General features: G+C 31.1%; 11 protein-coding genes. All 11 read right to left on the bottom strand.

All coding sequences use genetic code 11. The features are described from left to right. Window positions 1-264 precede the first annotated feature (264 nt). Complete coding sequence (locus IR151_RS10065; protein WP_227434393.1) at window positions 265-1,245, bottom strand: ABC transporter ATP-binding protein; 981 nt, start codon at window positions 1,243-1,245, stop codon at window positions 265-267. Continuing rightward, the gene (locus tag IR151_RS10060; protein WP_227434392.1) at window positions 1,229-2,233 is read right to left on the bottom strand and encodes an ABC transporter ATP-binding protein; all 1,005 of its coding nucleotides are present in this window, start codon (window positions 2,231-2,233) and stop codon (window positions 1,229-1,231) included. The genes IR151_RS10065 and IR151_RS10060 overlap by 17 nt, the downstream gene beginning before the upstream one ends. Continuing rightward, entirely contained in the window at window positions 2,211-3,206 is a 996-nt protein-coding gene (locus IR151_RS10055) for an ABC transporter permease (protein WP_227434391.1), read from the bottom strand. The genes IR151_RS10060 and IR151_RS10055 overlap by 23 nt, the downstream gene beginning before the upstream one ends. Further along, window positions 3,190-4,146 (bottom strand): ABC transporter permease, encoded by a 957-nt coding sequence (locus IR151_RS10050; RefSeq protein WP_227434390.1) that lies wholly within the window; start codon window positions 4,144-4,146, stop codon window positions 3,190-3,192. Before IR151_RS10050 ends, IR151_RS10055 begins: the two co-directional genes overlap by 17 nt. A 27-nt stretch (window positions 4,147-4,173) precedes the next feature. Then, window positions 4,174-5,820: a peptide ABC transporter substrate-binding protein gene (locus IR151_RS10045; RefSeq protein ID WP_227434389.1), complete on the bottom strand. Its 1,647-nt coding sequence runs from the start codon at window positions 5,818-5,820 to the stop codon at window positions 4,174-4,176. A 36-nt stretch (window positions 5,821-5,856) separates the two neighbouring features. Beyond that, a complete protein-coding gene (locus IR151_RS10040; protein WP_227434388.1) occupies window positions 5,857-7,146 on the bottom strand; it encodes a GGDEF domain-containing phosphodiesterase in 1,290 nt (429 codons plus the stop codon). After that, window positions 7,146-8,624 carry a GGDEF domain-containing protein gene (locus IR151_RS10035; RefSeq protein ID WP_227434387.1) on the bottom strand — a complete coding sequence of 493 codons (1,479 nt, stop codon included), beginning with the start codon at window positions 8,622-8,624 and terminating at the stop codon, window positions 7,146-7,148. The genes IR151_RS10040 and IR151_RS10035 overlap by 1 nt, the downstream gene beginning before the upstream one ends. A 103-nt stretch (window positions 8,625-8,727) precedes the next feature. Continuing rightward, a complete protein-coding gene (locus IR151_RS10030; RefSeq protein ID WP_227434386.1) occupies window positions 8,728-10,329 on the bottom strand; it encodes a GGDEF domain-containing protein in 1,602 nt (533 codons plus the stop codon). Window positions 10,330-10,685: 356 nt separating this feature from the next. Further along, complete coding sequence (gene glyA, locus IR151_RS10025) at window positions 10,686-11,942, bottom strand: serine hydroxymethyltransferase (RefSeq protein ID WP_227434385.1); 1,257 nt, start codon at window positions 11,940-11,942, stop codon at window positions 10,686-10,688. Window positions 11,943-12,128: 186 nt separating this feature from the next. Continuing rightward, a complete protein-coding gene (locus tag IR151_RS10020) occupies window positions 12,129-13,217 on the bottom strand; it encodes a hypothetical protein (RefSeq protein WP_227434384.1) in 1,089 nt (362 codons plus the stop codon). A 285-nt stretch (window positions 13,218-13,502) separates the two neighbouring features. After that, window positions 13,503-14,201: a response regulator transcription factor gene (locus IR151_RS10015; RefSeq protein ID WP_227434383.1), complete on the bottom strand. Its 699-nt coding sequence runs from the start codon at window positions 14,199-14,201 to the stop codon at window positions 13,503-13,505. Window positions 14,202-14,250: the final 49 nt, after the last annotated feature.

Below are 14,250 nucleotides of genomic sequence, written 5' to 3'. Positions count from 1 at the left end.
TTATCCCCCTTGTTAATTATCTATAGAGAATTATATGCTTATGATAGCTTGTATATTACTTTTCAAAAAAAATAAGGAGTTGTCTAAAAATTGATTTTTTTCTAATCAAATTTTAAGTTCAACTCCTCTGTTGAATTTTTATAAGCTATTTTTTACTACTTCTTTTTTAATTAATATTCTAGATTTTAATATTTAAGAAATTTGAGTACAAGAGGTAAAGCATATGTATTTTAAATAAAATTAATTTATCATTACACTAAAAAATTACTTTTTATAATAGCTAAATCCTTCACTTGCCATATAGCAAGCAACTAGATGATTCTGTTTATGTTCAAATAATTCAGGCATTTCTTTTCTACAATATTCTGCTGATACTGGACAACGCTCCACAAAAGGACATCCTTTTTCAGAATTCGAAAAAATTTTGACTTCGTCTTGTACATCTACTTCTTCATGTAGTATATTTCTGCTATTCGGATTTGGAGTCAAAACTGCACGCAAAAGCATCTGTGTATATGGATGTAAAGGTGTATTGTAAACCGCCTCAGCATTTCCAGTTTCCACGATTCTACCAGCATACATCACAGCAATCCTATCAGAAATATAACGTACCATGCTTAAGTCATGTGAAATAAATAGATAAGTAAGACCAAACTCCATCTTTAACTTATATAAAAGATTTATAATCTGACTCTGAATAGAATTATCCAGTGCTGACACTGGTTCATCACATATAATAAAATCTGGCTGAACCACGAGTGCACGTGCAATACTAATTCTTTGTCTTTGCCCTCCTGAAAACTCATGTGGGAAACGTCCTGCGTGTTCTCTCAAAAGCCCAGTCATTTCTAACAATTCATATACTTTTTGTGTTCTTGTATTTTTATCCAACATCCCATGAACCTTCAAATTTTCTGCAATAATAGATTCTACTGTCATATGTGGTTCTAAAGACATATATGGGTCCTGAAATATCATTTGTGTATGTTGTGCAAATGCCTTTCTTCTACTTTGTCTATGTAGTTCTAACTTTTTGCCTTGAAATAATATTTCACCTTCGCTTGATGGATATACACCCATAATAACTCTTGCAAGAGTTGATTTTCCACAACCAGATTCTCCAACAAGCCCTAGAGTTTCACCTTTATAAATAGTTAGGTTCACATGATTGACAGCAATATTTTTGCGCTTTCTTCCTAGAGGGAAGCTCTTGGATACATTATTTAATTCAAGTAATTTTTCCATCATCCAATTCCTCCTTTGGAAAACTTTCATGCAGACGCCAACAAGAAGCACTGTGACTATTTGAAACCTCAAATAAAGGTGGCTCTTCTCTCAAACAAATCTTCATACAATATGGACACCTCTTTGAAAAAGAACAACCGACTGGCAAATCAGATAAGTTTGGTGGACTTCCCAATATAGATATGCGTTCCCCTATACCACCTGATGTAGGAAGTGTTCTTAACAGTGCCTGTGTATATGGGTGTGTTGCTCTATTAAAAAGTTCTTTCACACCACTTTCTTCCACAATTTTTCCAGCATACATCACTGCTACACGGTCTGCCAAGTTTGCTACAACACCAAAATCATGAGTAATCAAAAGTACAGCTGTTCCCATCTCTTTTCTAATTTTAGCAATCAATTTCAAGATTTGCAGTTGTGTAGTAACATCAAGAGCTGTTGTTGGTTCGTCTGCAATAAGTAGTTTAGGATTGCATGCCAAAGCCATAGCAATCATTACACGTTGTTGCATACCTCCTGAAAATTGATGAGGGTACTGTTCTGCTTGTAGTTCAGCATTTGGTATCTGTACCATTTCAAGTAATCTAACTGCCTCTTTCTTACAATCAGATGATGACATTTTCTCTTTTCTATATAGTGACTCTGTAATCTGCTTACCTATTTTCATTGTAGGATTCAAACAGGTCAAAGGGTCTTGAAAAATCATACTTGCTAAAGTACCTCTTATTCGTTCCATCTCTTTTTCTGATGCATTCAAAATATCAAAATTGAGAAGTTTCAATTCCTCAGCCATAATTTTAGCTGGTGGTGAAGGATTTAGTTGCAAAATTGACTGTGCCATTACACTTTTACCACAACCACTTTCACCCACTAACGCAAGAATCTCGCCACTGTTCATGGAAAGCGATACACCTCGAACTGCATTTACTGTTCCTTCGTACATATCAAAAGATACATTTAATTCCTTAATTCTTAGAATGTCGTCCATAATAAGCAGACCTCCTTAATCTAGGATTTAGAGCATCTTGAAGTTGGTCTCCCAAGAGATTGAAAGAAAGCATTATCAGACAAATAAATAATCCTGGCACTACAAGCCTTGCTGGATAAGTCTGAAAAACAGCAACACCTTCATTTGCCATAATTCCCAATGATGGATATGGTGGTGGAACTCCCATTCCCAACATTGATAAGAATGCTTCTGTAAATATAATTCCTGGAATGCTCAATGTCATGTGTACAATTATAATACCTAACATATTAGGAATTAAGTGGAAGAAAATAATCCGTCCCATACTTGCTCCCATAATTTTTGCAGCAATTATAAATTCTCTCCCCATAAGAGAAACCACCTGTCCTCTTACCAATCGTGCCATACTAGTCCATCCTACAAGGGTATAGGCAATAATCAAAGTTCCAATTCCCTGTGGAAGCACTGCCATAAGTAAAAGAACAACAACAAGGTATGGAATTCCACTAATGATTTCCAATGTACGCATCATTACATTGTCAACCATACCACCTATATATCCAGAAATACTACCATATACTACTCCTACTATGCAGTCTATGATAGCTACCACCCCTGCTACTAGAAGTGATACTCGTGTCCCATACCAGATACGTACAAAAATATCACGCCCAAGATTATCTGTACCAAAGATATGAGTAAAACCACTACTTATATCTTTACTAAAAAAGGGGTTATTTGCATATGCCACATTCTGAGATGAAAAATCAAAATTACAAAATATTGGAAAAAATACTGAACCTATCATAAGAATAAGTATCATTATAAATGATACTACTGCAATTTTATTGTGGCGTAGTATGGATATGGTCTCCCTTGCAAAACTCATAGAGGGATACACCTGTTCGTTATTAGTCATATCTGAATTACAGCCATCAATAGATGAAAAATCTTCATGAACAAGTACTCTTTTACTACTATCTATTTTCCTCACCTCCTAATCTCACGCGAGGGTCTATACAGCTGTTCAAAATATCCACGATTAGATTACACAACACAAGAAACATACCAAAAAATAATGTTGTTCCTATAATCACTGGATAGTCATTGGCCTGTACTGAGTCCACAAAGTATTTTCCAAGACCTGGAATAGAAAATACATATTCTACAGCAAATGTCCCAGTCAACAGAACTGCTGTCATAGGACCAAGAACTGTTATCACTGGCATTAATGCATTGCGTAGACAATGATGAAGGATAATATCTTTTTTCTTGATTCCTTTCACTTTTGCTGTACGAATATAATCCTGCCCAAGTACATCAAGCATACTAGAACGCATTAATCTTCCAATACTTGCCATAGAGCCAAAAGCTAGCGCAAATGCAGGTAAAATCTTGCTATTTTCACTCCCCCATCCTATAATTGCAAAAAAATGGATACCAGTAAATTGAAACAACACAATTCCAAAAAAATACTGCAACAAAGCACCAATAATAAATGATGGAACAGACACCCCAAGAAGCACCAAAATCATCATCAATGTGTCCCACTTTGTCCTATGCTTCAAAGCAGCTGTAATACCTGACAAAAATCCCAAAATGATTGCAAAAATCAAAGCCCGTATTCCCAGTTCTAAAGAAACTGGGAATGCCTGGGCTATAATATCTGTGACTTGACGACCAGAAACAATTGAAGAACCAAAATCTCCATGTATCAAATTATTCAAATATATTCTGTACTGCTCTAATACAGGTTTATCTAGACCATATTTTGTGGCTAAAGAAGCTTTTATCTCAGAATTAATTACCTTAAGTCCAGAAAAAGGGTCTCCTGGAAGCATCTGCATCAGTAAAAATGTAATGGAAATCAAAACCCATACAGTAAGTACCGCATAAATAAGTCGCTTAGCGATATACCTCATTTGTAAAGACATCTTGTCTGCTCCTGTCATGTTTTTTATTTACTTAATATGTGCATTTAAAACGTTAAAGAATTGAAATGGTGTACGTACTAGACCAACTAGTTTTTTAGAAACTGCATAAGTAGTACATGTAAAATACATCGGTCCTATAACCATATCATCCATTAGAATTTTTTCTGCCTGTATCAGTATCTCTTGACGCTTTTTAGAATCACTCTCATGAGTTGAATCCTCAATCAACTTATCATACTTTGGATTGGAATACTTTCCATAATTGTTCATATTTTCTGTTGTATAGTTCTCCAAAAATGTAATTGCATCATTCTCAGAAGGACCCCAAGCATCCACTGCAAAACTATAATCACCATTTCTTTTTGCTTCAGACAAAGCTTTGACTGCTGTAGATTTCAGTTCTACATCCAGTCCAAGATTTTCTTTCCATTGTTGTTGCAAGTAGGCAGCCTGATTCTGATTATATGTTGTATCTGATGTCCAAAATACAAGTTTAATATCTTTCTTTTCTATCCCAAGTTCTTGAAGTGCCTTATCAAGGAATTCCCTTGCCTTATCTTTGTCATACTTAAATAAGCTACCACGTTTTTCTGCATAACTTTTACCATCAACACCTTTTATAACACCTGGTACAAGACCATTGGCTGCTATAGAACCATCATTAATTACATTATTAAGTAGACTTTGTACATCAATAGAATAGGCAAGTGCTTTTCTTAGGTTTATGTTAGAAAGATACTCATTTTGTGTATTAAATCTTAAATACCAAGAGCCTCCATCTATATAGGATTGAATAGTATCTTTACTTTTGTCTCCCACGAGTTTAATTTGTTCGTTATATAGGTTACAAAGGTCAATTTCTCCAGCAGTAAATGCATTCAAACTTGTATTTGCATCTCCTATCATAACCAACTTAACTTTAGGAATATTAATTTCTGATGCATTATAATATTCTTCAGCTTTCTCCATTGTAATATGGTCATCATGAACCCATTCTGTTATTTTATATGCACCATTTGTTACCATTTTATCGGCCTCTTTAGCGTACTGTTTATCACCAATTGCCTTATAAGCCTTTTTATTTATTGGCAAAAAATATGGCTGTGACAAATAAAACAAGCCATTAGTCATTGGATGAGACCATTGAATTTCTAATGTATAATCATCTAATACTTTTAACCCAAGCTGTGATTCGTCAATCTCACCCTTATAAAATGCTTCTCCATTTTTAATATTCTTGTATATATACGAAGCAAATATACTTCCAGTAGAAGGCGTCATCTGTGTCACCCAGGAATAGTAAAAATCATTCGCGGTTACTGGGTCTCCATTTGACCATTTTGCATCTTTTCTTAGATGCATTGTATAAATAGTGTTCGCATCATTTATATCCCAACGTTCTGCTAAATCAGCCACTGGCTCATCCTTCTCATTCAACTTTGTGAATCCAGCCATGCAATGATAGAGAATACTTTGTGCAATAGTATCACTCATTCTCATTGGATTCAATTCTGTTGGCTCAGATGTAACATTTAACGTTACCATTTCTTTTCCTTGAGTCCCCTGAAAAACTGAGCCTTTTGTTGCATCTCCTTGAGTAGGTGTGGAACATGCCACCAAATTTAGTGCAAGTATAGCTACTACTAATAATGTTATAATTTTTTTGTATCTCATATTTTTCTCCCTCTAAATAATTAATTCATATAATTCCTAACAATCATCCTGCACATCCAATATCATATTAAATGAATCAATTGACATAGGTTTATAATAATAATAACCTTGAACCATATCACATCTATACTCTTTTAAAAACTCTATATGTTCTTTAGATTCTACGCCTTCAGCAATCACTTTCATATTTAAAGAATGAATTAAATCTATAATAGTCTTTATTACTAGACTACTATTGCCATTTAAGTTATTTAAAAAAAACTGACGGTCCATCTTGATAATATCAAAATGAGCATTAAGTAATACATTAAAAGAAGAATAACCATCTCCAAAATCATCTAGTGAACATGTAAACCCATATTCTTTGAAATCAGATACTACTTTTTTTAAACGTTCAGTATCATTTAAAGAAATTGATTCCATAAATTCAATTTCAATATAGTGCTTTGGAATATCATATTTTTCAAACACATCAATGTAATTTTGAACAATCCCTGGGTCATAAAAATGTGACTTTGAAATATTAAAACTAATTGGCACAACTTTCTGATTGTTTTTTATTCTTGTATCCAAGTACTGACACATTTGTTCAAAAGTATCAATATCAATTAATTTAATGTAGCCATTTTGGTTTAAAATAGGCAGAAATTTATATAATGGGATGCTGTTTCCATCTTTATCAAACCAACGAAGTAATGCCTCTGCACCTATAACCTTTCCATTTATTAGACTGATTTTGGGCTGTAAGTACGTGACAAATTCATAACCTTTATATGCATCTGCTGTCTCTATTTCCAGTTTCATACGGTCCATATAACTATTATAAAAAGAATCACCATAAAGTTCTATACAAGAACTTCTATTAAGTAAAGCTTCACTTTCTTTCCTACACAAATTCGCATAATTTAGTGCATCATAAAATGAGACTTCTGGGTTAATAATCACATAAATACCCATAGACATAAAAAGATTTCTATAAATCCGCTCATCATCTATACGATATAATATGTCAATTAGTGGTATCAATCGTTCATATATAAGATAGTTAGAATCATCACACCTTACTAAAAAAGCAAAGTTATCCGCATATAAATATGCAGCGTACTCCTTTTCTTCTAAAAATGTGGTTATTTTTTGAAAAACCAATGTCAGGATTTCATCACCTGCTTTACTTCCATACTTTGTATTAAAATAGCGAAAATTTTTAATGTTCAAGTGTATTAAAGCATATCTTTCATCACTACCTTTTATCCTACAATATTTTTCCAAAATATATGAAGTATCATACATATCACGCTTTAAGGTGCTATTATTTTCCGTTTCCATTACGATTGGCTCCTTTGTTTATAAATTGTATATACATTTCTTCCCTTCTTTTTGGATTGGTATAAGGCTAAATCAGCATTTTTAATAAGAGTTAATTCATCACAACCATGCATATGTATCTCATTATATATCCCAAAAGATAAAGTGAGCTGTTTGGAATTTTTACTTTTTAAATGTACAATATTTTTGTCTCTCAGCTCTTTTTGAACTGATTCAACAAATGTAATAATTTCATCATCACTTCTATCAACAAATATACAGGTGAATTCATCTCCTCCATATCGTGCAGCAAAAGCATTGTTTGGTAAGTTCTTCTTTAATAAAGTAGTAACTTCTTTTATTGCCTCATCACCTTTTAAATGACCATAGTAATCATTATATTCTTTGAAAAAATCGATATCAACCATAACATATCCAATGGATAAAACCTCATCATCTTGGATTAATTTACTTATAAGTTTACTACAGTATCTTCGATTATAAATTTTTGTAAGTTCATCTATATCTGCTACTGTTTGTAGACTAACTTGCTTTTCCAACATAAGATTCTGTTCTTTTTCTCTTTCATAGAGAGAAAGAAGACTTTTGAAGCTTTCGCCCATTGATATCTTACTGTCCATTTCTCCTTTTAATATGGTTTCATAAAAAGTTTCATAAAGTTCATCAGTTTCATGCCCAAATAGAATTGAATATTGAACATGTAATTTTTGAATTTGTATCATTATATTTTGATTCGTATTTTTATACAATGTGTCTAATTGGTTTAAGCACCATGCTGCATCTTCTTCTCTTTTCAACAAAAGCAAAAATTCCATTAAATATAAATAAATGGATTTCAGTAAAAACGCTTCTTCCTTATTTTTAATCAACTTATTTATCAAACTATCTATTTTATGTAACGCTTCTGTTTCCTTATTTTCTAATAATAAAAGACGTATTTCTCCTTCCATAAATAATAAAGGTAAAATGCCAACTTCACATTTTACGCTTAAACATTTTTCATGATACTTCAGGGCTTTATCTAATTCTCCTTGAACACAAGAAAGGTGTAATAGATTCACAAGTATAGACTTGTAATAAAAAAGCACACTTTTTATAGGAATATATTTTATAACATCTAATGCTTTTGTATAGAATTGCTCTGCAATTTTATATACACCACTTGTGTAAAATATATCAGCAATATTGTTATAGAAAATAGCACATGATTTTTTATCTTTAATTTTATAAGCAATTTGGATTCCTTCTAAATATATAGTAAGAGCTGCTATTTCGTCACAAATAGTAACATTTCGCAAGCCCTCTATTTTAAAATATTCAATTAAAACATCAAAATAATTTTTATTCTCAGCAATTTCTCTTGCCTTCTCTGAATGAAAATTATAAGCATCTACATCCCATTTCATTTGAAAATATTGTGCCAAATACACATGAGCCAATGCTTGTCCATAGAAGTAGTTTAACTGTTCTGATATCATTAGTAACCTATCACAATCGTGTTTATTAAACCTAGAATTATGCTCAAAACGACACTGAATTCGATCAATCAGCAATTGAATTTGTTCAAGTGCTACATTATAGTTATTCATTATGCACCTCTTCCATAGCAATTATTGATTTAGCATTATTTCTACCATTATTCTTTACATCATATAGTGCTTTATCTACTTCATCAAATAAATTAAGTACATCAACTTTAGTTGAAACTGTCTTATTACCATATCCAATTGACAATGTTATTATTTTTTCACATCGTGAATGTATATGTTCAAGACTTTTTTCTTTTATTGCTTCTTTTACTTGATTAACATATTCAGCCATTTGTTCAAAATTCAAATCCCAGCTAAGACAAACAAATTCATCACCACCATAGCGAAAGACTGCCATTTGTTCATTTGCCTTTTCTTTCAAGCTACTTGCTACTTGTTTTAATATTTCATCACCTTCCAAATGACCATAATAATCATTGTATTCTTTAAAGTAATCAATATCAAATATTGCAAGACCAATATTAGTATATCTATTACTATTGAGAATTTCATCTTGCTTAATATTAAAATAATAACGATTGTATACATTAGTCAATTCATCATAATTTACAAGGTCATATAATTCTTCTAATACTTTTTTTGATTGAGTATACTTAGTATAAGTGTCATTCAATTCAATTTTTGCACGTAAACCTTCTACTTTTAATAGATTTACTTGATTCTGTGCTTTTAAATATAAATCATAATACTCGTGGTAATGGTAATATAATTCTTTTTTTGTCTCAAATTTCTGTGAATACTTAATATTCAATTTACATAATTTCAATAAAGGCTCTGGTTCATCTTCTTTTATTAGCTCTTGTAAGGATTGTAATAATTCACTTGATTTTACTTTGTTTTTGATAGATATCATTGCTTCTAATGCATTCATCAAAAATTCTATGAGATAAACACGATTTGGAAAAGTCATAAGTCCATCATTCTGCATTTCCTGTAGATAATATAAACTCTTTTCTTGATTCTGTATCTCTGCATAATAAAGCAAATATGCATAATCAACATATATTTTTAAATCTTTCTCTTCGAAGGGAAGTAAACTCAATTCTTCAATAGTTGATTTCATCAATTCAAGCTTACCTAATTTTAAATATATATTAATGAAATTAATTAACAGCATTCGCAGAAAACGTGGCTTCGTATCTGGCAAAGAACGCAATACTTCCATTGATTTATCTAAATAGAACAGTGCTTCATCATATAATTCATAGTCCAAATAATAAGCACTAATATTCCCATAATTTATACCAATGCGATGTCTGATGTCTAATCTTTCAGAAACATCCAATGCTTTTAAAGTGTATCTAAATGCAGACTGTTTATCATATGAATTTAAAGAAAGTAAACTACACAGTGCATAAAATTTTTCTAATAATTCACTTGGATTCTTTTCATTAATATACTCTTGTGCATACTCCAACTCTTTTGATACGCATTTCATATTTGATTCCACATAGAAATAATAATCGGCACGCCATACATGTCCAAAAGCCACACTTTGCCAATCTTTACTTTCTTTTGAAATCGAAATCAGTTTATCACAAATCCCACAAATAACATCATCGTTCACATTAATGTTTTCATGTATTTTTCTCTTTAATTCCTCAATTTCACACAAAACGTAGTTTTCAATCATGGCATTACTCCAAATTTATTTTTTACAACATTATAACACACAAGTGCGGCTTTCCACAATGAGATCTACATTTGTGTATCATAAGTATTAAATAGACTATACTGCTGTCCATTGTTGGCAATAACATACCTATTTTCCTCTTATATCAATGGTTCACAGTTTTTTAAGATTTTAAATAAACTTTCATTTAAATTATTACATAGATTAGGAGTTCTTAGAGATTCCATTTTCTATTTTTCTACAAAAAAAGGAGATGATTCAAAGTTTTATTTTGAGGCATCTCCTTATAATAATTATATATTATTGGGTTTTATGTTATAGGCTTTATAGGTTGTGAGCTATATAAATCAATATACTTAATCTTCAAAATATCCTTCTGGATATAATGGGAATTTAGCTATAAGTTCCTGAGCTTCTACCCTACATTCATCTAATACTTCTTTATTATCAATATTTTCTGCTACCTTATTCATTATTCCTGCTATTTGCACAACTTCTTTTTCTTTAAGACCTCTTTGAGATATTGATGTAAGACCGATACGAACGCCACTAGTTACAAATGGTGATTGTGGGTCATCAGGTATAACATTTTTATTAACCGTTATTCCTACATATTCAAGAGCCTTTTCAAACTGCTTTCCTGTCAAATTTTTACTTCTTAAATCAACCATTACTATATGATTATCAGTTCCACCACTTACTATACTAAATCCGTGAGAAATAAGTTCAGCTGCCAAAGTTTTAGCATTTACTACTACTTGCTCCATTATTTTACGAAACTCATCTGTCCCTAAATACAATAGCGAAAACGTTTTCGCTGCAACTGTGTTAAGATGTATAGAACCTAATGTTCCTGGGAAAACACCTTTATCAAGTTTCTTTGCATGTTCAGCTTTACAAAGCACAATACCACTTCTTGGTCCACAGAAAGTTTTTGTTGTAGATGAAGAAACAAAATCTGCATAAGGTACAGGACTAGGTATTACTTTTGCTGCCACCAAACCTGCAACATGAGCCATATCTACCATAAAATAAGCTCCTACTTCTTTTGCAACATTTGATATTCTTTCATAATCTATCAATCTTGGATATGAACTCGCTCCTGCAATTATAAGTTTTGGTTTACACTCTTTTGCCTTCGCTTCAAGAGCATCATAATCTATACGACCAGTATTTGAATCTACACCATAAAATTCATATTTATAAATATCATGTAAGAAGTTTACTGTACTACCATGTGTTAAGTGTCCCCCTTGGTCAAGACGCATACTTAAAACAGTATCATTTGGCTTTAATATTGCTGAATATACACAATAGTTAGCTGTAGAACCTGAGTAAGGCTGTACATTTACATGTTCTGCTCCAAATATTTCTTTTGCACGTTTTATTGCTAGATTTTCAAGTTTATCTGCTTCTTCAGAACCTGCTTGGAAACGTGCTCCTGGATAACCTTCTTCTGTTTTATTTGTAAATACACATCCACTTAATTCAAGTACTTCTGTTGGTGCTGTACTTTCAGAAGCTATCATCTCGATATTATGCTCTTGTCTAACCAATTCACCAGCTACAATTTCGTATAACTCTGGGTCTGAAATTCTTGTTGTTTTTAACATAATAACACCTCTTCTTAATTTAATTATTTTTATAAATTTAATTAATTTTTATTTATATTTATATTCTACTATAATATTTTAATTAATTATATTATCAAAATTTGCAATTTATTTAACTATTTTGACTTTTTTATAATTTGTATTACAATAAGAAATTTTCTCAACTATCAATTATCCTAACTATATTTATTCCTGACTTTGAGTTGATTTTTCTCTACATGTAATTGCCCTATATACCATGCAAACTAAAATTAAAAGTCCCATATAACCTGTGTATGGATATAAAATATTTACTAGCTTACCAAATGGTAAAAAGCCACCAATACAAGCCAAAATAGCTACTACTGTTGTAACTAATTTAAATTTAGGGTGTTTGTCTTCAACAATTCTATTAGTCACAGACCATAAAAGTGGAACAGCAGTTGTATAGATACCTAATATAAGTGCAACTGAGAAACATACACCTACAATAGGAGATATATTATCTGCTAGATAAAGGGATGGTATCTCTTTCATATACAGGTTACCTATATCTGAAATCATAGCTAGATACATAACTATACCAGCAGTCATAAAAACTACACCACCTAATAATCCTCCCCAGAAAGCATCTTTTTTATTTTCAACAGAAGCTCCCATACCTGTTAAAAATACAATCATTACAATTATATTTAATGTATTGTAAATTACACCTGAAACTATTGGGCTTCCTGATGCTTTTGTAACTTCAATATTTTTCATTGCCTCTCCAACAACAGGTAATCCATCTAAGTGCTTAAATAAACTTATTAATCCAACTGCAATAGTAAATACTGCTATTACTGGTCCAATGCGCCCAAGTATATTTACTAATTTTTCAAGACCCATGGATACTGTGATTAGTGTAGCAATAGACATTAATACCCTTCCTAAATAAGGATTTATTCCATAATATTCAGTTAAAGTTGAACCAGCACCTGAAATCATTACTATCAGAATTCCAAATAAAAATATTGGACTAAACCATTCATAAAATTTTCCTAGAATCTTTCCACAATAAAAAGTGTAAATTCTTGTTGGCTCTTTAAGTTTTAACTCTCTCCCCCTTGTTATGACTTCAACACCAAGAAATGAGAATAGTACCATCGATATTAATGCTCCAATCAATCCCATATATCCTTGGGATGCAAAAAATTGGAGTATTTCTTGACCAGTCGCAAATCCTGAACCTATTGCTGTTGCTAAATAAGCACCTGCAATACAGATAACATTTTTAATATTTACTTTGTCTGACATATCAACTTACCTCCATTATAAAGTTACCTTCTTTAACAAATATAAATTTACAGCGAACTTAAATGAATATTCTGTCTTTTTGGAATAATATTTAATTCACTTTTTTTATTTTGTATATTTTTTAATTTTTATTTATATATATTTTTTTATATATATAGGTACATCTTTTATAAGGTTCAATGTTATTAAATATGTTTAAAGCGCTTTAATTTTTGTTATTAATTAAAGTATACTTATCCAGACATTTTCAAACAATTATCTATATTGACTTTTTATTTATCAATTTCAATTTTTAATATTCAATTTATAAACTTTGGGTGTCATCCCTTTTTCTATCTTAAAATTCTTATAAAAGTTATTTAGACTGTTATATCCAACTATTTCCGCAATCTCATTTATACTTTTTTTTGTATTTTCAAGCAATTCTATAGATTTTTCTATTCGTATATGATTTAAATATGATATAAAGGTAGTATTCAAATTACTTTTAAAAATCCTAGATATATTGGATGGATTAGTTAAAAATAATTTAGCACAATCATTTAATTTTAAATCCTCACTATAATTTAAATTTATATACTCTAGTATTTCATTTAACAAATCATTGCTAGTATACTGATAACCAATAATCTTTTCTACAGACCTAGTAAACTCCTTCAAGTCTAGTGGTTTAAGAAGTATATCTTTTACATTTAATCTTAAAGCTTTTTGGGCATATTCAAAATAATCAAAGGCAGTTATTACTACAAATTTTATTTTTTTAGATATGTGAGATGTTCTTTCTATTACTTCCAACCCATTATATATCGGCATCTGAATGTCTATAAATACTATATCTGGCTCTAAACTAATTATCTTTTCTACTGCTTCGTCACCAGAAGTTGCTCTCCCAACAATTTCTATTGGCATATCTTTCATCTCTATAAAATGTGTTATTATTTTTAAAACAGCTTCTTCATCATCTATTATTAGTGCTCTTCTCATGAGAATTCCTCCCTTTTAGCTTAATGATGTACAAAAAAGTAAGATGTAA

Origin of the sequence: Clostridioides sp. ES-S-0006-03, assembly GCF_020662275.1 — a bacterium.
Lineage (GTDB): Bacteria > Bacillota > Clostridia > Peptostreptococcales > Peptostreptococcaceae > Clostridioides.
This window is presented reverse-complemented; position numbering and strand designations above follow the sequence as displayed.

What these genes read in the sequence shown, in the direction of transcription:
- IR151_RS10045 (WP_227434389.1), bottom strand. Translation starts at nt 5,820, where the DNA reads ATGAGATACAAAAAAATTATAACATTATTAGTAGTAGCTATACTTGCA.
- IR151_RS10060 (WP_227434392.1), bottom strand. Translation starts at nt 2,233, where the DNA reads ATGGACGACATTCTAAGAATTAAGGAATTAAATGTATCTTTTGATATG.
- glyA (WP_227434385.1), bottom strand. Translation starts at nt 11,942, where the DNA reads ATGTTAAAAACAACAAGAATTTCAGACCCAGAGTTATACGAAATTGTA.
- IR151_RS10030 (WP_227434386.1), bottom strand. Translation starts at nt 10,329, where the DNA reads ATGATTGAAAACTACGTTTTGTGTGAAATTGAGGAATTAAAGAGAAAA.
- IR151_RS10020 (WP_227434384.1), bottom strand. Translation starts at nt 13,217, where the DNA reads ATGTCAGACAAAGTAAATATTAAAAATGTTATCTGTATTGCAGGTGCT.
- IR151_RS10040 (WP_227434388.1), bottom strand. Translation starts at nt 7,146, where the DNA reads ATGGAAACGGAAAATAATAGCACCTTAAAGCGTGATATGTATGATACT.
- IR151_RS10035 (WP_227434387.1), bottom strand. Translation starts at nt 8,624, where the DNA reads ATGATATCAGAACAGTTAAACTACTTCTATGGACAAGCATTGGCTCAT.
- IR151_RS10065 (WP_227434393.1), bottom strand. Translation starts at nt 1,245, where the DNA reads ATGGAAAAATTACTTGAATTAAATAATGTATCCAAGAGCTTCCCTCTA.
- IR151_RS10015 (WP_227434383.1), bottom strand. Translation starts at nt 14,201, where the DNA reads ATGAGAAGAGCACTAATAATAGATGATGAAGAAGCTGTTTTAAAAATA.
- IR151_RS10050 (WP_227434390.1), bottom strand. Translation starts at nt 4,146, where the DNA reads ATGTCTTTACAAATGAGGTATATCGCTAAGCGACTTATTTATGCGGTA.